At 53.2% G+C, this 24960-nt stretch carries 23 protein-coding genes; 5 read left to right on the top strand and 18 right to left on the bottom strand.

Annotated features, from left to right (window positions below; genetic code table 11):
- Positions 1-5: 5 nt before the first annotated feature.
- The 6 genes from MHH82_RS03915 to MHH82_RS03890 all read right to left on the bottom strand — a co-directional run bounded on the left by MHH82_RS03915 (position 6) and on the right by MHH82_RS03890 (position 8055).
- Entirely contained in the window at positions 6-899 is an 894-nt protein-coding gene (locus MHH82_RS03915; RefSeq protein ID WP_012818936.1) for a carbohydrate ABC transporter permease, read from the bottom strand.
- Positions 900-912: 13 nt separating this feature from the next.
- A complete protein-coding gene (locus tag MHH82_RS03910) occupies positions 913-1875 on the bottom strand; it encodes an ABC transporter permease (RefSeq protein ID WP_036664499.1) in 963 nt (320 codons plus the stop codon).
- A 33-nt stretch (positions 1876-1908) separates the two neighbouring features.
- A complete protein-coding gene (locus MHH82_RS03905) occupies positions 1909-3480 on the bottom strand; it encodes an extracellular solute-binding protein (RefSeq protein ID WP_192569787.1) in 1572 nt (523 codons plus the stop codon).
- Between the two features lie 197 nt (positions 3481-3677).
- The gene (locus MHH82_RS03900) at positions 3678-5321 is read right to left on the bottom strand and encodes a response regulator (RefSeq protein WP_012818933.1); all 1644 of its coding nucleotides are present in this window, start codon (positions 5319-5321) and stop codon (positions 3678-3680) included.
- Between the two features lie 9 nt (positions 5322-5330).
- A complete protein-coding gene (locus tag MHH82_RS03895) occupies positions 5331-7124 on the bottom strand; it encodes a sensor histidine kinase (protein WP_251501635.1) in 1794 nt (597 codons plus the stop codon).
- A 76-nt stretch (positions 7125-7200) separates the two neighbouring features.
- Positions 7201-8055, bottom strand: coding sequence for an AraC family transcriptional regulator (locus MHH82_RS03890; RefSeq protein WP_012818931.1), 855 nt, complete (start codon positions 8053-8055; stop codon positions 7201-7203).
- 123 nt (positions 8056-8178) lie between these two features.
- Between MHH82_RS03890 and MHH82_RS03885 the strand changes: the two genes are divergently transcribed.
- Genes MHH82_RS03885 through MHH82_RS03875 form a run of 3 tightly spaced genes read left to right on the top strand, consistent with a single transcriptional unit; the run spans position 8179 to position 10919 of the window.
- A complete protein-coding gene (locus MHH82_RS03885) occupies positions 8179-9717 on the top strand; it encodes a sulfatase family protein (RefSeq protein WP_251501633.1) in 1539 nt (512 codons plus the stop codon).
- Positions 9717-10364, top strand: a complete 648-nt coding sequence (locus MHH82_RS03880; RefSeq protein WP_051425398.1) for a chromate transporter — start codon at positions 9717-9719, stop codon at positions 10362-10364. Before MHH82_RS03885 ends, MHH82_RS03880 begins: the two co-directional genes overlap by 1 nt.
- 24 nt (positions 10365-10388) lie before the next feature.
- Positions 10389-10919, top strand: a complete 531-nt coding sequence (locus MHH82_RS03875) for a chromate transporter (RefSeq protein ID WP_012818928.1) — start codon at positions 10389-10391, stop codon at positions 10917-10919.
- Between the two features lie 225 nt (positions 10920-11144).
- On the opposite strand, the gene MHH82_RS03870 is transcribed toward MHH82_RS03875, so the two are convergent.
- The 4 genes from MHH82_RS03870 to MHH82_RS03855 form a co-directional block, all read right to left on the bottom strand.
- Positions 11145-11948 carry a sugar phosphate isomerase/epimerase family protein gene (locus MHH82_RS03870; RefSeq protein WP_260871498.1) on the bottom strand — a complete coding sequence of 268 codons (804 nt, stop codon included), beginning with the start codon at positions 11946-11948 and terminating at the stop codon, positions 11145-11147.
- A gap of 21 nt (positions 11949-11969) precedes the next feature.
- Positions 11970-12716 carry a phytanoyl-CoA dioxygenase family protein gene (locus MHH82_RS03865; protein ID WP_012818926.1) on the bottom strand — a complete coding sequence of 249 codons (747 nt, stop codon included), beginning with the start codon at positions 12714-12716 and terminating at the stop codon, positions 11970-11972.
- A gap of 78 nt (positions 12717-12794) precedes the next feature.
- On the bottom strand, positions 12795-13673 hold the full coding sequence (locus tag MHH82_RS03860) for an AraC family transcriptional regulator (protein WP_012818925.1): 879 nt from the start codon (positions 13671-13673) through the stop codon (positions 12795-12797).
- 71 nt (positions 13674-13744) lie between these two features.
- Positions 13745-14653 (bottom strand): LysR family transcriptional regulator, encoded by a 909-nt coding sequence (locus MHH82_RS03855; RefSeq protein WP_012818924.1) that lies wholly within the window; start codon positions 14651-14653, stop codon positions 13745-13747.
- A gap of 130 nt (positions 14654-14783) precedes the next feature.
- On the opposite strand from MHH82_RS03855, the gene MHH82_RS03850 reads away from it, so the two are divergent.
- On the top strand, positions 14784-16256 hold the full coding sequence (locus MHH82_RS03850) for a carboxylesterase/lipase family protein (protein WP_235201855.1): 1473 nt from the start codon (positions 14784-14786) through the stop codon (positions 16254-16256).
- Complete coding sequence (locus MHH82_RS03845; RefSeq protein WP_012818922.1) at positions 16256-17023, top strand: sulfite exporter TauE/SafE family protein; 768 nt, start codon at positions 16256-16258, stop codon at positions 17021-17023. Before MHH82_RS03850 ends, MHH82_RS03845 begins: the two co-directional genes overlap by 1 nt.
- 140 nt (positions 17024-17163) lie before the next feature.
- Here the strand turns inward: MHH82_RS03845 and MHH82_RS03840 are convergent, their stop codons facing one another.
- The 8 genes from MHH82_RS03840 to ctaG all read right to left on the bottom strand — a co-directional run bounded on the left by MHH82_RS03840 (position 17164) and on the right by ctaG (position 24898).
- Entirely contained in the window at positions 17164-18378 is a 1215-nt protein-coding gene (locus MHH82_RS03840) for a TraB/GumN family protein (protein WP_340963455.1), read from the bottom strand.
- Positions 18379-18539: 161 nt separating this feature from the next.
- Positions 18540-19844 carry an ABC transporter permease gene (locus MHH82_RS03835; protein WP_012818920.1) on the bottom strand — a complete coding sequence of 435 codons (1305 nt, stop codon included), beginning with the start codon at positions 19842-19844 and terminating at the stop codon, positions 18540-18542.
- Positions 19837-20739: an ABC transporter ATP-binding protein gene (locus tag MHH82_RS03830; protein ID WP_041621923.1), complete on the bottom strand. Its 903-nt coding sequence runs from the start codon at positions 20737-20739 to the stop codon at positions 19837-19839. The genes MHH82_RS03835 and MHH82_RS03830 overlap by 8 nt, the downstream gene beginning before the upstream one ends.
- Before the next feature lie 22 nt (positions 20740-20761).
- Positions 20762-21664 (bottom strand): ABC transporter ATP-binding protein, encoded by a 903-nt coding sequence (locus MHH82_RS03825; protein ID WP_012818918.1) that lies wholly within the window; start codon positions 21662-21664, stop codon positions 20762-20764.
- Between the two features lie 6 nt (positions 21665-21670).
- Positions 21671-22072 (bottom strand): GntR family transcriptional regulator, encoded by a 402-nt coding sequence (locus MHH82_RS03820; RefSeq protein WP_012818917.1) that lies wholly within the window; start codon positions 22070-22072, stop codon positions 21671-21673.
- A gap of 74 nt (positions 22073-22146) precedes the next feature.
- The gene (locus MHH82_RS03815; RefSeq protein WP_213580160.1) at positions 22147-22872 is read right to left on the bottom strand and encodes a hypothetical protein; all 726 of its coding nucleotides are present in this window, start codon (positions 22870-22872) and stop codon (positions 22147-22149) included.
- A 628-nt stretch (positions 22873-23500) separates the two neighbouring features.
- Positions 23501-23965 carry a DUF420 domain-containing protein gene (locus MHH82_RS03810; RefSeq protein WP_096777089.1) on the bottom strand — a complete coding sequence of 155 codons (465 nt, stop codon included), beginning with the start codon at positions 23963-23965 and terminating at the stop codon, positions 23501-23503.
- 24 nt (positions 23966-23989) lie between these two features.
- Positions 23990-24898, bottom strand: coding sequence for a cytochrome c oxidase assembly factor CtaG (gene ctaG / locus MHH82_RS03805; protein ID WP_340963440.1), 909 nt, complete (start codon positions 24896-24898; stop codon positions 23990-23992).
- Positions 24899-24960: the final 62 nt, after the last annotated feature.

Below are 24960 nucleotides of genomic sequence, written 5' to 3'. Positions count from 1 at the left end.
CGGCATTACCCCTTGATCGAGCCGATCATGACGCCTTTCACGAAATGCCGCTGCACCAAAGGATACATCAGCAGTACAGGCAAACTGGATACGATAATGACCGCGTATTTGATGCTTTCGGCCAGCAGGATGCTTTTTTCCAGTCCCACGCTGCCGTCCACGGCATCCGATTGGCTGATCAGCAAAATTTCGCGCAGCACCAGCTGAAGCGGGTGCAGATCTTCGTTTCGGATGTATATGAGTGCGTTAAAGAACGAATTCCAATGGCCGACCGCATAAAACAACACCATGACCGCCAGGATCGGCTTCGATAAGGGCAAGATGATGCTAAACAGCAGCCTCCAATTGGAGCACCCGTCGATATGGGCCGCCTCCTGCAGCTCCCAGGGAATGCTCGATTGGAAATACGTCCTCATTACGATCAGATTGTACGTGGCGATCGCGCCGGGAATGATCAGCGCCCACATCGTGTCGACCATCCCCAGGTCCTTGACCAACAGATAAGTCGGAATCAGCCCGCCGTTGAAGAACATGGTCAGCGTGATCAGTACCATGATCCCGTTGCGTCCGGGAAGATCGGGTCTCGACAGCGGATAGGCCGCCAATATCGTCATGATGATATTGATCGCCGTGCCGATGGTCGTGTAAAGGATGGTATTGCGGTATCCCGTCCAAATCTTGTCGTTGTGCAAAATATTCTCATAGGCATCCAGCGTCACGCCCTTCGGCAGCAGCCAAACTTCGCCGTTCAATACCCGTGCCGGGTCGCTGAACGAAGCGCTGACGATAAACAACAGCGGATACAGCACGATGACGATAATGATAGCGGCGATCGCGTAGATCAGGATGTCGAATAGCCGTTCACTCGAGGCTTCCTTTACTGTCGATGGTTTGGACATGTCGGTCCCCCCTTTACCATAAGCTCGTCTCCGACGTCTTGCGCGCAATGCGGTTCACCAGCAGGAGCAGCACCAGATTGATGGCGGAATTAAACAGCCCGATCGCGGCCGTGTAACTGTATTCCCCTTTTAAAATGCCTGTCGTGTAGACAAACGTGGAGATGACGTCGCTTGATTCCAGATTCAAGTTGTTCTGCATCAATAATATTTTCTCGAAGCCCACGTTCATGAAATGGCCGATATCCAAAATAAGCAAAATAATGATGACTGGCGCGATGCCCGGCAAGGAAATATGCCAAATGCGCCGCAGCCTTGAAGCCCCGTCCATCTTCGCCGCCTCGTACAGCTGCGGGTTCACTCCGCTCAGCGCCGCAATGTAGATAATGGACTGCCACCCCATGCTCTGCCATATGTTAGAACCGATAAAGATGGTCTTGAACCAGCCCGCTTCCTCCAGAAAGCGGATCGGCGTGCCGCCGAGTGCCTCGATCAACAGATTGATGGGACCGCTGGTCGGCGACAGGAACACATTCAGGATGCCGACGATTACAACTACCGATATAAAATGCGGTATGTACGTAATGTTCTGCAGCCATTTGCTGAAGGTCTTGCTGCGTATTTCGCTGATGATTAAGGCCAGCAGGATCGGAATCGGAAAGGCAATCAAGAGCGAGAACAAATTGATGGACAGCGTATTCCACAGCAGCCGCCAGAAATAATACGAGTCGAAGAAGCGTTCGAAGTGTCCGAAGCCCTCCCAGCTGCTGCCGAGAATGCCTTTGGCCGGATTGAAATTTTTAAAGGCAATCTGCAGCCCGTACAACGGACCGTAGTGAAACACCAAATACCAGACGATGGGCAGTAGCAGCATGAGATACAGATCATACCGCTTGGCCATTTGCTTTAAGAGGCGGGGGCCCCGCCTCGAATCGCTTCGAGGCAGAACCATCGCTTTATCGGCGTTGGCGCTCTTCATGGGCATCCACTCCTTCACGATGATGTGGCAGCTTTATTTCTCCATCTTGTCATAAGCATCCTGATACAATTTCTCCAGTTCGCCGATCTTCATCTTTTGGAGCGTGGATTGGAATTCTCCCCACTTGTCGAAGCTAAGCGCGCCCGCAATGAATTTCGTGCTTTGCTCTTCGTAGTATTTGTCGATGTCGTTGCGCAGAATGTTGACCTGCTGCGCGGTTTGCTCGTCAAACATCGGGGCGGCGTAACGAACCTTCGGCATGAACGGATCCAGCTGCTGCTGCGCCTCCTGCACCTGCGGCGGGTTGATGAACGAAGCAACCTGTTCGCTGATGATGTGAGGGGCCCCTCCTCCCGCATAAGGCGTGATTTTGGCCTGATTGGTAATATCCTTCAGGAAATCCTCTGTATAGTACGGGATCCCATCCTTGAGTTCGTAATGCTCTCCTTCTCTGCCGAACCGCAGAAGAGTAGATCCTTCATCGCTGTAAAAATAATCGATCCAGCGCATCGTGACTTCCGGGTACTTGTTGATGGACGTAATGGCAAAGGCTCCAAAGTCCCGCGCAATCGGCAAGGCCTGGCTTTGCATCCGGTCTCCGTTCGGGCCTGCCGGCGGCGCGATTCCGGTATACTGATCCTGGATCGACAAGAAGTTATTGTTGGTCTGGTCAAAGAAGAATCCCGTATTTCCCGACCCTTGCTTGGCCAAATACTGAGCTTCCGTGTGCGAGAATATCTCAGGGTCCAAAAGCTTTTCCTTGTATAGCTTGTTTAAATACATCAACATTTCTTTATTTTTGTCGCTGCCCATCCAGATGCTCACTTTGTCATTTTCGATATTGATGTTATACCCGAGCTGCGTATCCAGTCCGAATGATCCGCTCATCGCGGCCACAATCGACAATCCGACACGTGCCGTCATCGGAAGCTCATCCTGCTTCCCGTTGCCGTTCGGGTCTCCGTCGCGGAAGGCCAGCAGCACCTCATACAGTTCGTCCGTCGTCTCCGGCACCTTCAGATTCAGCTTCTCCAGCCACATCTGGTTGATCCATTTCTTATCCGTACGCGCCGCGCCCAGCGTCACAATGCCGGGAATCGCATAGATGTGCCCCTCCGGCGTCGTGATGCCCGAACGGATTTCGGGATATTCCTCCATCAATTTCTTCAGATTCGGCGCGTATTCGTCGATAAGGCCTTCCAGCGGAATCAATTGGCCTGCCGATCCGTAGCGAACGGCTTCAAGCGGCGAGAGCCCGGAACGGAACAAGGCGTCAGGCAGCTCGTTGGAAGCGAACAGCAGGTTTTTCTTCTCCTGGAAGCCGTCCGTTGGCGCTTCGATGAATTCCACCTTGACGTTGCTCAATTTCTCGTAATCCTGGAATACCGGCATCTCCTTGAACGGACCGTTCACGGGTGCAATCCGGGTGAACATTTTCAGTTCCACCGCTTGATCCACGATCGGAAACCCCGTGGTATGTACGACATTCTCCGCACCTTCGGGTGCGGCTTCCTTCTTCGATCCTCCATCGGAACTGCATCCGGCCAGCATCAAGCTGGAAACGATCATGAAGATGACCGTGTTTCTTCCCCAGCGTCTACGCATATATCAGCTACCCCCATATTTTCTTATTCACCAACCTTATTTGTAAGCGTTTACCGTTGGTGTGTGTGATTATTATAATTCAGCCGCCTTGACGGCCCGTTACAAAAATTTGACCATTTACTCCACATATTTTACGGTTTATAACAAGGCGGCTTTCGAGTTCGTTTCCCTGCCGATCCGAATACTTGGTTTTATCCTTATCCTCTTCCCAGGCGGTTCAAATACTCCTGCGGGGTCAGGCCCGTCATTTCCTTGAATACTTTGAAAAAATAATTATGGGTCGTAAACCCCACTTGTCCGCTGATTTCCTTGATCGAGTATTTGCCGCTTTCCAGCAGCTTGCGCCCCGCATCGATCCGAACCCGATTCAGATACTCCGAGAACGTCCGCTGCGTCTCTTCCTTGAATATTCGGCTCAAATAGGAGGAGTTCAGGCCGATGGCGCCCGCGGCAAGCTCCAGCGTCACGTAACCCGGGTACCGCTCCAGAATAAAGTGTATGGCCTGCGTGACATGTCGGGAATATGGCCCTCCAGCCCGGTGCTGCTTCAGCAGTCCGAGCAAGCCTGCATAGAAGGATTGCAGCCACTGCACCAGCTCCCCGACGCTGCCGATCCTTCCGAGCTCGCTTCGGGAAGGGAGCTTTTCCTTGGCGTCTTCCGTCCCTGGCAGCCAGGTTTTCAGTGCCTTGTCCCCGGTTTGCATGAGCTCGCTGACCATCATCTGGACCGTATGCGAATGGATCGGCAGATGGTGGATGGAAGCAAAAACAGAGTCGATTAAACCGTGCACGCCTTCGATGTCCAGTCGTTCAATCGAAAGCAGCAGCTGTTTGTGTTCCTCGATCGTTAGAGACACGCGCTGGTGGTATTCATCGGCAAGCCCGCCGGCCCGGCCCGGCATCCTGGGGGCCGCGCTGCTGCCGGACGGCTCCGAGCGGGAAGCATCGAGTAACCGTTCGGCGGAGCCGTAGCTTGTTCCGAGTTGGGTCAGGCTGGTGCACACATGTCCGACGGCGCTTACGCATTTTAAATTGAGGAACAGCTCAAGCGCATGCTGAAGCTTCCTCATCTGTCCGTCGATTTCGCTCTTTATGGCATGCTCGCTCCGTTCCTTAAACGCAAAGACGATCATGAACCGTCCATCCTCCACATAAGCTGCCGTCCGCTCACGGATATCGCCAAGGCTCTGCTGCATCATATCGACCACCTGCTGAACCAGCCGATTCGTCTGCACGTCGCTGTATGACTCCGTCAGCAGCAGGAACGGAACAATCTGCAGGGCCGCGGCCGCATAGCTTGACGCACCGGTGTACAGGCTGTTTTCTCGCGAAAATGCCTCAACCTCCAGGGTTGCCTCCTTCCGTCCCCTGACCAGATGCGCGATGTAGTCGCGAATGTGCACGGGATTTATCCGCTCGGTCTTAACCTTGCGGGCCTCGCTCTCTTCCAGCAGCCGATCCGCCCGGCGCAATTCAAGGACCGCTTTGTTAAGCAAGGCAGCAAGCGTCGCACCGTCCAGCCGATGCTTCAATAAATAATCGATGGAGCCGTTCTTCAGGCACTCCCGCACGTAGTCATAATCATCAAAGCTGCTGAGCATGATCGTCTGAATGGACGGAAACCGCGCCTTAATCGCCCGATTGAGCTCCACGCCGTTCATTTCCGGCATATTCACGTCAATAATCGCGATATGCGGAGGAGACTGCTCGATCATCGCGAGCGCCATGATACCGTTATGGGCTTGGCCGCATAATTCGAATCCGTGCTCATTCCAGTCCAATAGCGTTCGCAGATCATGCCGCACCAGCGGTTCGTCGTCAACAAGCAGCACTTGAAACATGGCTTTATATCACCTCTTGTCGGGATTTATCTTATTCTCCACTATGTTCGGAAGCCGGATCTCGGCCTTCGTATATAAACCCGGCTCACTGTACAATTTGACGCCGTAGCCATCCCCGTACATGTGAACGATCCGCTCATGCACATTGCGTACCCCCATGCCGCTGAAACGGGATGTATTTCCGTTCTTGCCCGTCTCCCCCAGAAGCTGCGCCTGCTGCCCCGCCGTCATCCCCTTGCCATTGTCGATCACTTCAATCTTGAGGTCGCTGCCCTCTTCACATACGCGTATCAGCACGAGTCCCTCCTGCTCCAGCGGTCCGATGCCATGAATGATGGCATTTTCCACAAGGGGCTGCAGCATCAGCTTCAGGACCCGGCATTCCAGCAAAGTTTCGTCCTCCACCTGGGTGACCATCCGGATCGGCTCCATATACCTGTACTTCACGATGGAGATATAGCGTTCCACATAATCCAGTTCCTCCCGCACCGTCAAAAATTCGCTCGAATTGCCCAAAACGCCGCGCATGAGCTCGATCAACGATCCGGACACCTCTTCGATATTCGGCACGCCGTTCATCTTGGCCAAATACTTGATGGTATTCAGCGAATTGTATAAAAAGTGAGGATGAATCTGCGCCTGAAGCGCCGTTAATTCGGCCTCCCGCTTCTCTTTCTCGCTGACCCGGATCCCTTCCAGCAGCCGCTTCAAATCCTCCACCATGCTGATGAAGACACGGTACAGCTGTCCGGTCTCGTCCTCGCTTTTGATTTCCTTTTTGGGGAACGTCAGATTCCCTTCCTTCACGAACATCATCAGGGATTTCAATCGCCGGATGTTGAGGGTGATTCGGGAAGATACCTGCAGCGAAGCGATCAGGACAACGATAAACACGATGATGGATACCTCCGCCAACAGTTTGCGGAGCCTTGCCGATTCGCTCAGCAGCGAGTCCATTGGTATCAGAGCCAGGGTGCTCCATCCCGTATACCCGGATTGACGGCTCACGACGATATAATCTCTGCCGTCTATGCTTTGCTTGATGGCATCCCCATTTCCTGCAAGGTCCTGATGGATGCGGAGAATCTTATCGAACGAAGGGGCAAAGGCTGGCGCCGATTCGGCTTCATAGACGAAACCGCCCTGCTTGTCCAGCACATAAATCATGCTGTCGGTGGTCGGCTTCACGCCGTATGTTTTTTGGATAAAATCATAATTCAAATCCACCATGACCACTCCGATCGTTTCGCGGTTATATCGAATCTCACGGCCGATCGTGATGGCATCCGATACGCCCGACTGCTTGAAATACGCATGGCGCGATCCGTTGTGGAGCATGTAATCCATCATGGGGCTGCCCAAGACCGTCTTGTCCAGCCACGGACCGCCCGAGAAATACACCTTCCCGTTCAAACCGACCACTGCAATCCGCGAAATATAGGGCTTGTAATCGATCAGGACGGAGAGAAACTCGTCGATCCGCTTCTGTTCCAGAAACCATTCATAACTAATCTCTTCATGGGGGCTCAGCAGCGTGTCGATCACCGTGTTTTTGTTGGTCACCACGACGGTGTTCAGCCGGTCGATTTCCTCCAGCATCATATTCAGCGATTCATCCGCCTGCCGGATGCTGTCCGAAACCGAGGTGACGGCATTTTGCATGATCGTCTCGCGCATGCTCATATACACGATGACCGTAATGGAGACGATGGACAGGAGCGTCACCGCACTGAACGCAATGAATATTTTCCCTTGAATGCTTCGTCTGGGCGATAGCCATCTTTGAATCGTAGAGAGCTTCATGGCGAGTGTCTCCTTTTTTCGGTTCCGTGGAACCGGATCGGTAACCGTTTTCAATAGTACATAACGCTTCCTGAAATCAGCATGGATTTTCACGCATCGTTATGGGAGGCACCTTGAAATAAATCTTGAACGCCCGGGTGAATGAATACAAATTGGGATAACCCAGGGACAGGGCAATCTCGGTAATCGTCGCGTCCGTTTCCGTTAGTAACCGTTTGGCCTTGTCCATTCGGATGCGCTGAAGGTATTTCAGCGGGGGCATTCCTACCTGGCTCGTGAACATATTGGAGAAGTACGAGCGGTGCACGCCCGCGAATTCGGCAACCTGCTGCACGGATATCCCCTCGGTAGCATGCAATTCCATGTAATCCAAACACTCGTTAATCCATCCCGCAAGCTCCGTCGGCTCTGCGGAAGCCGCGTCGGGAACCATGCCGGCGAGCAGACCATAAACCAAACCGTGCAGCTCGAGCGATACCGACGGCTTCCAGCGCTCGACGCCGGCCAAGGCATCAATCACGCATTCGGCGGACTTTTCGACCCGGGAGGAGATCATTTGTCTGCCGAACGGGCTTTCCGGCACTAAGCCGGCCAGCTCGAGCAGCGGCCTTACCCTGCTTCCGTCCAAGGCCAGCCAGCTCATCCGGAGCGGTGCATCCGAGGGAAGCAGGTGATAGTAATAAGTCCGGCCCGGAAACAGGCAGAACAGATCATTCTTCTGCAGATCCACTCGTTTGCCGTCGAACTCCAGCCGCACCGTTCCCTCATGCACGAAGTGCAGACTGTAACACTCGATCCGTTTCGGCCCGACCCTGTAATTGGGCTTGGCTAAACTTCGCCCCGCCCGGACGGGCCAGATCTGTGCCTCTTTATCCAAATATCCCGGCGTATAGTAGATAAACTCGGCATACTCGTATTCGTACTCCTGCAACTCGACTTCCCCTCTTCCCTTCATTTTTTCATCAAGAATAACAAAATGACAACAAAAATATAACACGGTGCTATTTTGATAACCCCTATTTTTCAATATCATCATACTAGGAGGGGATTACACTTGTCGAGAAGACCTAACATTTTGCTAATCACTAGCGATCAGCAGCATTGGAATACGATCGGCGCGTTTCAGCCTGAAATCTCTACGCCGAACCTGGACCGCCTCGCGCGCCAAGGGACGACGTTCGAACGGGCATACTGTCCCAATCCGACCTGCACGCCGAGCCGGGCTTCCATCATTACGGGGCAGTACCCGAGTCAGCACGGAGCCTGGACCTTGGGGACAAAGCTGCTGGAAGACCGCCATACCGTCGGCGAAAGCTTCCAAGAAGCCGGATACCGGACCGCGCTGGTGGGAAAGGCACATTTTCAGCCGTTAACATCCACGGAAGACTACCCGTCCGTCGAAGCTTACCCGATCCTTCAGGATTTGGCGTATTGGCGAAATTTTCACGGTCCTTTTTACGGCTTCGATCACGTCGAGCTGGCGCGCAACCATACGAACGAGGCCCATGTCGGACAACATTATGCCCTATGGCTGGAGGAGCAAGGATGCGCCAATTGGCGCGATTACTTCCTGCCGCCTACGGGAACCATGGATCCTACCCAAACCTACACATGGCCCATCCCGGAAAAATACCACTACAATACCTGGATCGCCGAGCGGACCCATTCGCTTTTGGACCAATACAAGAAGGCGGAGGAGCCATTCTTTTTGTGGGCAAGCTTCTTCGACCCGCACCCGGAATATTTGGTGCCGGAGCCTTGGGATTCGATGTATGATCCGGAGAAACTCACGATCCCGTCCCTGACGCCCGGAGAGCATGACCGCAATCCGCCGCATTTCGGATTGACGCAGGAAGAGGAGCCCGATTTTTCGCATCTCGCTGAGACCGGGTTCGGCATTCACGGTTACCGTTCCCATCACTATTACGAATACGGCTCGAAATCCAGGCTAACGGAATACGACAAGAAAAAGCTGGTCGCCGTGTATTACGGCATGATCAGCATGATGGATAAATATATCGGCAAAATACTCGATAGACTGGACGAACTGGGACTGACGGAGGATACGATCGTTGTCTTCACCACCGATCACGGACATTTCTTCGGCCAGCACGGCCTTCAAGCCAAGGGCGGGTTCCATTACGAGGATTTGATCAAGCTTCCGTACATTGTGCGTTATCCGGGACGGGTGCCCGCCGGGAAAAGGTCGAATGCGATACAGTCTCTGGTCGATCTGGCCCCGACCTTCCTATCCTTCTGCGGCATACCGGTCCCGCACGCGATGACGGGCATCGACCAAAAGGACGTGTGGCTCGGGGCTGTCGATACCGCAAGGCAGCACGCCCTCTGCGAATTCCGGCATGAGCCTTCAACGATTCATCAAAAAACGTACATCGAGCAGCGTTATAAAATCACCGTTTATTACAATCAGACCTACGGCGAGCTGTTTGACCTTGAAGCAGATCCCGGAGAACTGCACAATTTGTGGGACGAACCAGGATATGAGCAGCTGAAGGCGGAGCTGCTGCTTAAATATATCTGGGCCGAGCTTGGCAAGGAGCCGATGCCGATGCCGAGAATCCACCACGCCTAATGGAAAAGCTAAACGCGTACATGAGCCGCGCGAAGGAACGGTTTATGCTGCTGGCCCGGCTGTTTTGGACCTTCTTTCGCATCGGGCCTTCCACCTTCGGAGGCGGTTACGCAATGCTTCCTATGATTGAGCGCGAAGTGGTGAGCAAGAAAAAATGGGTGAACGAAGAGGAAATCGGCGAGCTGATCTCGCTTGCCGGTTCCGCTCCCGGCGGCGTCGGCGTGAATGCCGCCGCCATGATCGGGCACCGCCAAGCCGGCATGGCCGGGGCTGTTTCGGCCGTGCTGGGCGTGACATGCCCCACATTTATCATCGTGCTCCTGATCAGCACGGCCGCGGTGTTTTTTCGGGATCAGCCTAAGGTTGAAGCCGCTTTAAAGGGTATGCACGGGGCCATCATCGCGCTGATCGCCGTGGCTGCTTACCGGATGGCTAGATATGCCGTCTTTGATGCCACCACAACGATCACCGCCCTTGCCACCGTAATCGTGATGCTGTTCACCGGGGTCCATCCCCTCTATCTGATTGCGCTTAGCCTGCTCGGCGGCATGGCCGTCATCCAGATCAAAATACGGCTGGGACTGCGAGCGGATACCGAGAAGAAGGCTGCGGCCGATAGCTGCCCGGAATTGGAATATTACATTTGAGCGAAACGAATCGGGGCGAAGGAAATGTATTGGGACTTGTTCATGATATTCATTGGCGTAGGCCTTGTGTCTTTTGGCGGCGGATATGCGGTGATCCCGGTCATTCAGAAGGAGATCACGGAAAAAGGGCTGCTGACCGCAGCGGAATTCCAGCAGACCGTGGCACTGGCCGGCATGGCGCCCGGGTCGATCGCCACCAATGCCGCCACGCTGATCGGCTATCAGACCGCCGGCTATGCCGGGGCCGTCGTCTCGACCGTCGGCATCATCCTGCCGTCGCTGGTCGTCATCGTGATGCTCTCTGCCTTCTTCTACCGCATGCGGGGGAATCCATGGGTGAAATCTTCGTTATACGGCTTGCGTCCGGTTACGACCGGACTCATCGTCTATGCGGCCATTCATTTTGGTTATCCCGATGAGGGCGACGGGGCTTTAAGAGGACTCATTCCCACGCTGCTGATTTGCGGAGCTTGTTTATTTCTCCTGCTCAAATACAAACTCCACCCGTTGCTGATTCTCCTTATGGCAGGGGCTGCCGGCATCGTTTTATTCTAACGCGGTACGGTGAGGCGGGAAGACTCAGACGGCTCCAACAGCATCCCAATATGGTTCTTTTGTAATCGTGTGCGCGGGTCCCTCCCTGAGGACCTGGTGCGTGGTCCGGGGCATGCTTGGATGGCTGGCTGCGGGTGTATGAGTGATTCGACAGGGATGGCTTTCCCAAAGAAACGAATAACAAGCCGGAACCTTCATATGGTCCGGCTTGTTCTCGTATCTTTATTATGGCGCCAATCGTTCCGAAATGCGTTTGGCCATCCACTCGTTTACGTCCCAGAGATCCGCGACGGGAGCCCCTGTGAAAGGGAGGGTGTGCATGTACCCGGCCGGGCCAAATTCAGGCGTTATGCTGGTGTGACTGAACCCTTGCTCTCTTCGGTATTGGACAATGCGTGACCACCAGGCTTCAAAGACTGTCAGCTCCCGGCTGTATTCAGGCGCCCCGGGATGGGGAACCTGGGGGCCCTGAGCGTAGCCTACGCGCGCGTGAATATGGACGGTCCGGCGTATGGCGGCTTCCATGTCTTCCGCATAGTCCTCCAGCAAGGACTCGGTCACGCAGCACCAGTGGCTGAAATCGGCCGTAATGCTCAGCTCCGGGAACTCCTCCAGCAAGGTGCGCGTCGTCCACGGCGTGAACATCGCCCGCGACCGGTGGGTTTCGTGCCCGATGGTGATGCCGACCTCCTGCTCGATCTTCAGCGCTGCCTCGAAAAAACGCAATTGCTCCTCGATCTTCATGCCATCCCGGGCGCTATGGGACACGATCAGCTTCGGGCCGAAGGCTGCGGCCCGGCGCGTCTGCTCGGCAAAGGTTTCTTGATGGGGCACGGATGTAGTCACCTGGGCAATGTAATGAAGCTGAAATTCCTCCAGCAACTCCTTAAATTCGGCTTCCAGATTCGCCGGCGGCAGCGGAGCTTCAATTCCCGCGTAACCGGCCTGTGCAGCCCTCGTCAATTGGTCCCTGCAGCTTCCCTCCATGCCCCACAGGGCCTTATACAGCTGAATGCTCAATTCATGCACGCTCCTTTATTCCCATCCGGGTTATTCGTTGACGAATTTCGTTCCGGCGATGTTCTTTCCGCGGGCCAGCCACACCTTAAAACCGGGATTCTTATCCGGATAAACCAGCGCGTCCGTCGAGAAATACCGCATGGTGTACCCGCAGCGCCGGTACGGGCTTGTATTCGGCGCCGCGCCATGAATGATGCGCGAATCGTGAAGCGAGCATTCCCCTGGCTCTAGTTCGAAATAAACTGCCCTAGACTCATCAACCGAGCCGCTCTTGATTTGGGTGTCGAACAAATTCTTTGTCCCGTCCACCTCCTCATAGTCCGAGAACCCGCTATGATGCGTGCCCGGAATGACGCGCATGCATCCATTTTCCTTCCAGCTGCGGTCGATCGCCAGCCATACGGTGATAATCTTATCGAAGCTGCTTAATCTTCCGTTCCAGTACGCCGAATCCTCATGCCAAGGCGTAGCGCGTCCGACATGCGGATCTTTGCAGATAAAATGGCTCGACCACAGCCCGATATTCGGCCCGATGATCGGTTCGACCAGATCAAGCACTTCATCGGCCAATAGGAAATCCAGCAGCCTTTCGTCACGGAAATGCGGGGTATCCAGTTCGTCCGATAGCTTGCTGCCCTTCTCCTCGAGCTGTTCTTCAAAGATTGAGGTCAGTACCTGCATTTTTTCGGCGCTAAAGAGCGGTTTCCGGTATAGGTAATACCCGTTCTCTTTATAAAACTCAACTTCCTGCTTCGAAAGCGCTTGCGTTGTCATCATCATAACCTCCAGTCAAGTAAGGATTTCACGAACTGAGGCCATTATATCCCGGACGGTGACAGCCATACTGCGCATTCGTTAGGAAAAATACTGCATATCTTCGGCTATCCCTGCATGATGGCGGTACTGCCTGGGGGACATCCCTTTTCGCTGACGAAACACCCTCTCAAAATGCCCTAACGTATTGAAGCCGGAGGCGTAACAAATTTCGGTGACGGGCAGCGAGGAAACCCGAAGCAGCGATTCGGCAAATTGCATTCTGACATTTTGCAGGTAACGCTGAAAAGACTGTCCCACGGACTTCGAGAAACACTCGCTGAAATACGTAGCCGAGTATTGGGCCTGTGCGGCCGCATCTTCCAATCTCAAATCTTCCCGGAAGTGGTGGTGAATGTAGATCAAGGCCCTTTGCAGGTTTACGTTGAGCTGCCGATTCCCGGTCCCGTTCGTGGGCAAAGCGCAGTTTGCGGTACTGCCCCGATTCAGATCCACCAACAGCCGCTGAAGCGTAGCCCGAATCGCGATCTCGCTGCCTTCGCGCGAAGCTCCGGTTTCTTCCCTCATCCGTTCATAATCGGCGAATATCTGCCGGTGCTGCATCTCCTCGAGCTGTGCATGCAGCACCAGCTTGCCTCCGAACAACCAGTGATACAGGTTATCGTCCATCATGGCCTCGGTAAAAATGACATTGTATATTTCAAGAGGCTTGTCTTCCACGGACACCAGCTCATGGAAGTCGGCCGGCGTCAGCAGGAAGAGGGTTCCGGAAGACAGCGGATACGCGGAGCCGTTGAGCCTATGCTCCCCTTCTCCCCCAACTACATAACTCAGCTCGTAAAATTCATGCCAATGCAGCGGAATCGTCCCCGGATGAATGCCGTGAAATACTTGAACAGGCGCGCGAGGCTGCAATCGGTAATCCTCATTGGTTAGCCTGGGAGGCTGTTTGGTTTCCACTTCTTGTGACGCTCCTTTTCGCTTTCGAATTCACTAAAATCTCACGCCGGGGACGGTCAGGTCGGTACAGGCTAGAGCCCTCCCCGAGCCATGTTCTGCCGGTGCGATTCGGCCAGCCGAGCAAAGTACCGAATGGCAAAATCCCGGAACAGCACCGCCGTCTGCATAAGGTATCGGTCCTTGGGCCAAGACAAGGAAATCGAGCGCTTGCACCAGCTTTCTTCGAGCCTCAGCTGGACGACATCGGGCCCGGTTGATCCGCCCCATGTCACGACCGGCAGGAAGGCGACGCCCTGACCCGCTCGAATGAGACCGCGGACGGTGGCGGGGTCGTCGCTTTCGAATCGGATGCGGGGGGTAAAGCCGGCAAGACGGCAGAACGCATCGGTCGTTTCGCGCAGCGATTTGCCCGGAGGCAGCGTAATGAAGCTCTCTTCCTTAAGCTCCCGCAAGCTGACCCGATCTCGATCCGCAAGCGGATGGTCGGCGGGTACCGCAACCACGATCTCCTCTTCGAGCAAGCACACCGAGGTCGTTCCCTTCGGCGGCTCTGCGCCATCGGACAGGCATAAATCGAAGCTCGGCATCCCTACGGATGACAAAACATGCTGCTGCAATTGGAACTCGGCATTCGGGCATTCTTTGCGAAAATCAGCCAATAGATCCGGCAGCAAATGCGAGGAGACGCGCACATCGAGCGTGATGGCGGCGGAGGTGCTGCCGCTGGCATCCTGCAGCTGCAGCTTTCCGTCCTCCAGCGCCTGCAGCGCAATATCCACTTGATGGAGAAACAGCTTGCCATGCTCGTTCAGACGTATGGATTTGCGTTCCCGCTCGAACAGCTTGGTTCCCAGCTCGGTTTCTAGCGATGCGATCATTTTGCTTAATGCCGGCTGCGATATATGAAGGCTATGGGCTGCTTTCGTCATGTGCTGCATTCGGGCAGCAGTCTGAAAATATTTTAATTGCAACAGTTCCATCTCATTCCAACTTTCTTTGATACATAACTCATCAGTTATCATTTATATAATCTAATATATATTAGGGCTCATCATAGAAACAAGATATAATAATCTCATCTTGTAAGGATAGGAGACGGTCAACTTGATCGTGCAAACATTATCTGGCACAGTGGAAGGCGCCGATTTAAACGGCGTGCATGTATTCCGGGGCATCCCCTATGCTGCCGCACCTGTAGGCAATCGCAGATTCAAGCCTCCGGCCCCTCCGCTCGCTTGGACGGGCGTAAGGCCGTGCAAGCAATTCGGGCCGATCGCCCCCCAGCAGCATCAGCCGAACGGGAACGTGCCCGGGCTTGCACAGTCCGAGGATTGCCTAAACTTAAATGTGTGGACAACGGGCGTCAATGAGAAATTAAAACCGGTCATGGTTTATATACACGGCGGCGGGTTCGTGTCGGGGAACGGAGCGGAGTGCGATGGATTCCGTTACGCAGCAGAGGATGGGATCGTCTACGTATCGATCAATTATCGGCTGGGCGCGTTAGGTTTTTTGTATTTGGGAGACCTGCTCGGCAACGAGTCTGAAACCTCCGGAAACCATGGCATGCTTGATATCGCGGCTGCCCTCCGGTGGGTTCGGTTGAATATTACCGCTTTTGGCGGCGACCCGTCGCGGGTAACCGTCATCGGCAATTCTGCCGGGGCCAAATGTACCGCCACCCTCTACGTGATGGAAGCGGCACAGGGCTTATTTCACCGGGCCATTGCCCAAAGCGGCGCAACGCAGTCGATACGGGATTGCCAAACCGCCAATGTCACGACTCTTAGGCTGCTTGAAGAGCTGGGGTTACCGCTAGCACAGGCGCATCAGCTGCTTGAACTTCCTGCCGAGAGAATCATCGAAGCGCAGTCGGTGATCGGCTCCGACACCTCGCGCAGCCTGCATATGTTCGGCCCGGTTGCCGACGGCCATGTCATTCCGTTGGATCCACTGGCGAGTCTGGCGGGGAACGCCGGCCTCCCGCCGCTGCTGATCGGCACGAATGAGAATGAAGCGGCTATTTTTATCCATAACGATCCGGCGCTTCAGTCCCCGGCTTTCGAGACGCTCGAACGTTTCTTCGGTGAGAATGCCGCTGTGGCGTGGAATGCTTATGCTTGTTATGAGCAATCGATGGCATCGGGTGAAGCGTGGAGCAAAACATTGACCGAACATCTCTATACGATCGGAGCGATGCAGTTTGCAGAAGCCGTGGCATCGTCAGGAACTCCTGTATGGATGTATCGGCTCCAATGCGGCGGCTCGCTCGGCGCGATACACGGGTATGAAGGCAGTCTCATCGGCGCAGCATTCAACCGAAATGCGATGCCCGCTGAATGGCACTCCAATGAGGATCCCTATTCCGTAGCCGCCGAGAGCTATGCGCTGGCACGCGCCATGCGGGAAGCATGGGTCGCATTCGTACAAAGCGGAGAGCCGAATATTCGTGCGTTGCCGGCTTGGCCCGTCTATGGGAGCGGGCACCCTACCATGGTGCTGGACCAAAACAGCTGCATTCGAGAGGACCTGCCGGTTCCCGCCGGAATCGGCGTGCCCCATCAGGTTTGGAGGATGGCCTGATGTTGTTGATCCAGATCGCCCTCGTTATGGTGCTGCTCGGACTACTCCTCGGTTTCGTGGGCGCAGGCGGATCGGGTTTCATCATCTCCATCCTGACGGTTGTATTCGGTTATCCCATCCATACCGCGCTGGGTACCGCACTGGCGGCGATGTTCTTCTCGTCGCTTTCCGGTTCGGTCAGCCATTATCGGGAAGGGAATATGGTGCTGAGAACGGGTGCCGTCGTCGGCTTAGCCGGTGCGGCAGGGGCGTGGGTCAGCTCAGGCTGGTCCTCGCTGATTCCCGAGGATCAACTGGGCTTTATGACATCCGGGATGCTCTTCGCCTCCGGACTGGCCTTATGGTTCAGGATGATGTACGTCTCACGGCGGTCCAAGGCTTCCGAGGTCTCGGCTCCACCGGTTGTCCAGGGTTTCCGATACTGGCTGCAGGCGCTGCTCATCGGACTGATCACCGGTGCCTTATCGGGTTTGTTCGGAATCGGCTCCACTCCGTTCATCCAGATCGGGCTCATGCTTGTCCTTGGCATGTCGATGCGCTTTGCCGCCGGCACGACCATGCTGGTCATCATGCCGATTGCGCTGGCCGGAGGCGCCGGATACTTCTCGATCGGATACCTGGATGTTCAACTGCTCGCCGCCGTTGTGGTCGGGACGATGTCCGGCTCGTACGTCGGAGCAAAATTTACGAAGCGCGTACCCGTTGTCTGGCTGAAAACCTGCATGGTCCTTACCCCGATGATCGGCGCTGCCATATTGCTGCTGTAAGGACTGTTCGAACAGCTTCTAGTTATTTATAAAATACGGAAACAACAAAAAACCTTCCAATGTTCGTCATTCGATCATTGGAAGGTTTTCGCTTTTTGAATGTTAGAATCGAGTCATAATTCGCAAGCAATGGCTTTTATCTATTTACGATCAACGGTATAGCCTTTATCCTCAAGCAGCTTCACGATGCCATGCTCACCCAGATAGTGGGCTGCGCCAACCACGATGAAGTACTCTTCTTTTTTGCCGTTCTTCAGGTATCCGTCGATTTTCTCGGCCATGCCGATGTTTCTGTCAATCAGCATCGCTTTGTTGTATTCCTCATCAACGGCCATGCTGTTGGTGAACTCCAGCAGCGCCTCATCATTACCCGTCTTCCACATTTCAGCCAATTGCTCCACACCGTCATCCAAGATGTCGAAATTATCCAAGGCGATGTTGAGATTCTTTTCTTGCAGCTCTTTGGAGAAGCCATTAAACATGCCGAGCTGCAATTCATAGGATTCTAGCTCGATTACCGGAATTTTGCGCTCGATCGCTTTCTGGACGAAATACAGATCGATTCCAGCAGCGGCTTCGTAGCCAGCCTTCACCGCTTTCAAGCTGCTGATCGTGGTTTCCACTACCCAAGGCTTGAATGCATCCAAGGCATTCGGCTTCATGCCGCTCTCCGTCAGGATTTTGCCTAGCTTGGCGTACGTCTCGCTGGACACATGATCCTTGAGCGCTGTTCCATCCTTATACATGCCCATATCCATAATCAGCTGCTGCTGCGCTTCGTCAGCTGCTTTGCTGACATCAACCTCGACACCGAGATAGTCTGCTTCGGCAAAGGCTTCCTCAAATTCCGGACGCAGCGGGTAGAAGCTGTCATCCGCGATATGCATAGAGCCCACCAGATATACAGTATTCCCATTGTTCTCTACTTCCCACATAAACCCGCGGCCGCCGGTCTGTTCGATTTCCGTCGCCTTGGAAACTAGCAGAACGGTACGGGTTGCTGCATTCCATTTGACCTCATAGCCGGCTGCGTCCCCGACAACCCGAATGGGCGCATAGGTTACGCCATTGATTCGTTTCAGTTTGCCTTTTAAGGTAATGGTCTTACCATCCACCACGGCGGTAATGTTGTCATCTGCAGCTCCCGTCAGCTTCACATCCAAAGCCTGGAGCGTGCTTCTAAGCGGAACAAGCGTCGTGCCTTTTTCTATAACCGGTGTGCCAAGCGAATATTCGACAACTTGGTTATTCACTTTCACAGCCGGCTGCTGCGGCGCTGCCATGGCAGGCACTGACGTGGCGAGCAATCCCGCCGAAATCGTGAGAGACAAGAGCATGCGTTTCCAATTTTTCATGTATGTAAGCTCCTTTATGTTGGTGTGGTCTTATGCGGCAAAGAATAACCGTGCTGTACTCTACTTATTTTATGGGGTTATGTCCGCCATACCGATGCCGGTATGGCGCCCCCCTTAACTCTACTTTTTGTTCCGGCAGCCCTAACACTACTTCCACTGCTTTACATCTTATAAGCCTTCATTGCTTTTCTGAGCTCTTTGAACGTAGGGCGTTTACCGTACATCAGGACACCGGTGCGATAGATTTTCGCAGCCAGCCAGCCGAAGACGAGAATGGCCGCGATCAGGATCGCCAGCGAGAGAAGAATCTCCCATACGGTAATGTCGCCTAGTCCGATCCGTACCAGAATCGTGGTCGGCGAGATGAACGGAATGTACGAGGACACCTTCATCAGCATCGAGTTTGGAGCGCTCAGGCTAAAAATCGCGATATAGAACGCCACCAGCGACAGCATCGTAATCGGCATGACCGCCTGCCCTAAATCCTCGGTACGGCTGACGATCGAACCAATGGCCGCATAAAGCATCGCATACAAGAAATAGCCAAGGATGTAGAAGATTAAACCGAACACCAGCAGCATCGGGTCAATCGCGCTCAGGTCGAGATTCATGTCCTTCAATGTATCCAGGTTGTGCGGAAGCATCAGGTTCACGGCGGCCACGATGCCGAATGCGGCGATCTGCGACAGACCCAACAGGAACATGCCGATGACCTTGCCAAACATTTGGCTCAGCGGAGATACGCTTGTAATCAAGATCTCCATAATACGGGAGCTCTTCTCTGTCGTCACTTCGGAGGCGATCATGTTCCCCGTACCCATCAAAGTGAAGAAGAACAGAATAATCAGAGCGTACACCACAATGTAGTTGATAACCTCGGAAGCCCCTTCCTTCTCATCCGAAGCCCCGTCTGCATTGCCAGACGGATTCGTGCTTATGCTGCGTGCGTCAATCTGAACCGGCATATTCAGTTCATTGATCTGGGCATCGGACAAATTGAGTCCTTCTACGATGCTGCGCGTCTTCGCCACCTGCAGCGCTGCTTGCAGATTGGATTGCAGTTCCGGGCTCATGGCCTCGTCTTCGGAGCTGTAGACCACGGTTGGGAACGTATTGCCTTCTTGCGCTTCAAATTTCAAATAGCCTTCGATTACGCCGTCTTTAATGTCTTGATTCAGGGCAGCTTCATCTGCCGTTTCGTATTTGACGAATTCGTAGGAATTGGCCGGTAAGCTGCTCCAAGTGGTCTCCAATTGTTCGGCAAGCGTTTGTTCTTGTCCATATACCAGCCCGATGCGGGTGGTCTCGTCGGATCCAGCCTTATCCCCCGTAAACATTTGGATCAGAAAAGGAAGATTGATCCCGATCGTAATAATGAGTGCAAATATCAAGGTAGAAACGAGAAACGACTTCGTTCTTACTTTATTCATGAACGTAAATCGGATAACGGTCCACATATTATTCATTGGATTCACCTACCGCCTTTATGAAGATTTGATTGAGTGTCGGTTCCTTCACTTCAAACCGATGGATCGTGCTTTGCGACATGGCCGTATTCAAAATGTTCTGCGCTGCATCAACCTGACTGATTCGGATGGAGTAACCGTCCTCTGTCCGCTCCACCGCCGTTACGCCAGGCAGGGCTTCAAGACCCCGAACTTCACCGGACGTACCGAGCACCACCTCTTCACGAGGATACTTGGATTTGATATCCTTCAAATTCCCTTTTACCACCGTATTGGAGCGATGGAGAATCGTAATGTTTTTGCACAGTTCCTCAACGTGTTCCATCCGGTGAGTGGAGAACAGAATACTCGTTCCTTTGTCTCGGAGTTCTTTTACCGTTGATTTCAGAAGTTCGACGTTAACCGGATCCAGTCCGCTGAAGGCTTCGTCGAGAATGAGAATTTGCGGGTCATGGACAACCGCTGCGATAAAGCCCATTTTTTGCTGATTGCCCTTGGACAGCTCTTCGATCTTCTTGTCGTAATAGTCGGGAACTTCAAACCGTTCCAGCCAGTATTTCAAACTCTTATCCGCGTCTTTCGCGGACATGCCCCGCAGCTGAGCCAAGTAGGAAATTTGCTCGCTGACCTTCACTTTCGGGTATAACCCGCGCTCTTCCGGCAAGTAACCCATAATGTGACGCAGTTCCTTGTTGTACGGCTTTCCGTTGTACAGGATCGTTCCGTCATCCGGGTAGATCAGTCCAAGCACCATCCGCATGGTGGTTGTTTTGCCGGCGCCGTTCGCCCCGAGCAGCCCGTAGATTTCACCTTCCTCAACCTGAAGCGAAATCCGGTTTACTGCCGTTTTGTCTGCATAAATCTTAACTACATTGTCTAATTGCAATCGTTGCATCTCCTAAAAACCCCTCTCTATCCTAGTTCTGCACATTGGCAGGCATGTTTCCGTCAATCCATAATCGAAGCACTTCATCCAGCTCCAAGGAACGGGTCTGAATAAACGGGATGCCTGCAGACTGCAGGATCTTCTCCACTTCCAAGCATTCCGTCGTTATAAAAGATATCGTGCTCGCTGTCTCTTGCTTGAAGCTCAGAATACCCGGCAGCTCCTTTACAATGGAGGCATCTCCCTGAATCCAGCATTCCCTCCAGTTGTCCAGCAGCGAATCCTTCTCCACCATGCCGAGCATCTTCCCGTGATGGATGAGAATGACATAGTCCGCCAGACGCCGGATTTCATCCACCACATGGGTGGAGAGCACGATGGTCGTATCCATGGACTTCATCACTTTGTGCAGCTGATCGATCATCAGCTTCCATGCGAATGGATCCAGGCCCGAGGAAGGTTCATCCAGCAGCAGGAACTTGGGCCTTGGCGCCAGCGCAGCGGCGATCTCGAACTTGCGGCGTTCTCCCTTGGACATCTTGCGCAGTTTGACGCCCCGCGGGACATCGAACCGGGATAGAAGCTCATCGAAAAAGTAACCGTCCCAATCGTCATACCAGGATGCGCGGAAGCTGGCGGCTTCATCCACCGTCATATGCTGTTCTTCTATGCTTAGCTGTTCAGGAACGAAGCCCATTTGTTTACGGATCGAGACCGGAAGCTCTCCCCGGTAAGACTCGCCGAACCAGGTGATTTCGCCTTCGTCCGGAAACACGGTCTGCATCATCATGTTCAGCAGCGTGCTTTTTCCCGAGCCGTTAGGTCCCACCAGGGCAACGATATATCCTTGGGGAATCGATAATTGGATCGGGCCGATGGTTTTCGTTCTTCGCCGTTTAATGACATTACGAAACTCAATAACATGCGGTTCCATGGAATGTTAGAGACCTCCTTTGGCGTCATATTTTTCCCGGACAACTTCCATGAACATCTCTTTCATCTCATCTTCATTGAATTGAACGGCAAGCCCTTTATCTACGGCATCCCTTAATGCCTCAATGACCGCATCGCGTTTATATTGTTCTCGGGCTTGGTCGCCGACGCCGGCAACAAAGGTTCCCGTGCCTTGCCTCGTTCGCAGCAGCCCTTCATTCTCAAGATCCTGATACACCCTGCGCACCGTAATAACGCTACACTTCAGATCTCCGGCAAATTCCCTAATGGATGGCAATAACGTTCCCTCCTCGATTTGACCGCTAATAATGAGCGAGCGCAGCTGAGTTTCAATCTGGTGATATAAAGGCTCTGCGCTATTTTCATTGATCTGTATCAGAAGTCGCACCTTTTACCACCTCGCTTTTCTTTTGTGCATAAGCCCGTGCCATTGCATGCCGTACGGATTCATCTTTAGGTCCTTCATGATAAATCCCTGGTCTGCTGCCGCGTGTAGGTTAACTTGCTCATAAGCAGCATGGACGCCAATCCCGCAATCAGCGAACCCCACATCACCGGAGATAACAGGCTCCATTTCATGGCGGCGTTCGCTGCGAATTCGAATATGCTGTAACCCAGCAGGCTCAGTACAGCGATCAATCCCGAAAGGAGCAGACTCATAAGAACGGTATTCCTTAGATACACCTTGCCGCTGCACATATTTTCCCAGTAGATATAAGGTCCCGTTAATAAAAATCCAACCCCGACCCATGTCAGCATAAAGGCGATATAGCTTGGAATATCCATCACGCCTCTAAGGTGATTCCCGATAGCATAGATGATTCCGTAAAACACGATGCTGTTGATGGCAAAAGCGATCAGGGAATTAATGATCCGACTAACAAAAATCGCGGAAGCCGGCACCGGTATGCTCCGGTAGAAGTACAGCATTCGGGTGTATGAATCCTCGTTCAAATATTTGAAGGACTTCCGGTTAAATAAAAATCCTACAAAAGGAGCAAAAAGCACCATGATAAAATCGACAAACGGGTTATTGTATTCGTCTAGATGCTCGAACTGAACGTTTATGACGACGCTCGTGGCGAACCCCATGTACAGCATGAACAGTATCGTCCATATGATTTGGAGCTTATCGCTTGCGAAGTCTTTCTTTACGATCTTCATCGCATTATGGATAACCTGTTGCAATGCGTCTCACCCTTTCATTCCTTCATATATTCATTTCGTTTTATTATCGCAGTCTGATCTCACTGTGCTTAGTGTGATTAGTGTGATTACTGTGCTCACTGTGTATATCTTTATACACAGTATATAGTGTGTATATAAACAGTGTCAATAGAATTTGTAAAAATTACCCGTCAAAGGTTTCATGGTGTTCCCTTCCCTGCGGCGGCTCACTCAAGGATATCCCTGCACAAGGGGAGTGCAGCCGTGGGGGAGACCTGGCGTTCGCCTTTGAAACCGGGAAACTCCCCCTTTCATCTCATCCCGTTTCCTGGTTTCAACAACGACCGGAACGGATACACTCTCCCACCCCCGCCCTCACACTCTCTAAACAGCCGCCAGAGGTTTTCTGCCGGGTGTCACCATCCCTGTGCCACCGGTTAATTCAAGAGCTCCCCTGCACCAGGGGAGTGTAGCCGTGGAGGAGACCTGGCGTTCGCCTTTGAAACCAGGAAACAACCATTTCATCTCATCCCAGTTTCCTGGTTTCAACAGCGACCGGAACGGATACACTCCCCCTCCTCTGCCCACAATTGAGCCGCCAAAACTAAAAAACACCCGCCAGATTTCTCTGACGGGTGTTCTCCTCCAATTACATTCCAAATATGACTTTCCATACAGGCTGGGTATGCCCGCCCGGGTACAACAGGTACAACAAGGTATACACGGCTACACCGGTGATGGCCGTAAAGAACCAGATGATCGACGTAACTTTGCCCCACTTGCGGTGCTTGGAGAACTTCTCCTTGAAGCCGAGGACCAGCGTCGTGATCCCGAACACAGCGGCTACGGTAGCCAGTACAATGTGGAAGATCAGGAATACCTGGTAATACGGCTTCAGGTCATCAGGTCCGCCCCATGACGTGTTGCCGATGAATACGGTGCGCGAGGAATAGATGATAAAGAAGATGACGGCTGCGATGGCCGCCCAGATCATCACTTTCTTGTGGGCCTCGCGCTTCCCTTTAATGATAAGTCCCCAGCCAATCGCCACCAGCACGGCGCTGATGACGATGAACGTTGTACTGACCGTGGGAAATATAAAAAACCAATCCATATGGATCCCCCTTCAATAATCCTGTTACGCCTGATTGAGTTTGCCCGGAGGAATCTCGCCAGGCAAAGGATCGTCTTCCTGATTTTCTCGTTTGTACCAGTGAAAGAACACATAGGCCAGCATCGAGGCAAAAATGATCTCCTGGAAAAACTTCATGATGATCCCGCCCACTCGCTGGTCAATCGCGGGCTCCAGGTAGCCGAAGAACTCCGGCCCACCGAACTGGCTGAGCAACGCGGAGGTATCGCCGGCAACGCAATAGCCCATCGCCTTCGCCCATACCACTGGATCGCTATAAGTTGCGTACATCGGTTCGCTTGAGAAAATAATGAGCCCGCATGCCGGTGTCAGCAAGACCATGTTGAGAAAGATGTATCCCATCTTCATAAGCCCTGACGAATTGTCCTTCTCCGGAATCGGTTTAATGATGGCCCACCACATCAGCAGCGAGGCGATAAACAGGATCAAGTAATACAGACGGTGCACCCAGAAGTTTAACATGACAAAGTCATGGATGACCGGGATGTGATAAAACGAAAACAAGCCGTTAAACAGAACCGCGGCAACAATCGGACGCGCAAGGAAACCGAGCTTCTTAAACGGATTGACCTTGTCGAAGGCGCGCCACATCCAAACAGGAATACCCAGAATCAAGAGCGGCACTGCCATTAGATAGGACATGGCCATACTGACCATATGAAACGAGAACATTGTATGCCCGAGCAGTTCAATAGGTCCACCCTGTGCGAGATAGAACGTTAGCATACCGCCTACAAACAGTGTTTTCCTTCCTGCGGAAACCGGAGCACTCCCTTCAAAGCGACTGCTTAGCGGCCCGGTCAACAGGAAGTAGCCTGCCGTAACGAGCAGCATAAATGCCAGGAACAAGGGACTCCATTTATCTGCAAAACTAAAATATTCTAAGCCCAGCATGCAAAAACCTCCCCTAAACGGGTTAAATTCTGTCGAAATTGTGACACCTTCCTACGACTTAA

Source organism: Bacillus sp. FSL K6-6540, from assembly GCF_038007545.1.
This window is presented reverse-complemented; position numbering and strand designations above follow the sequence as displayed.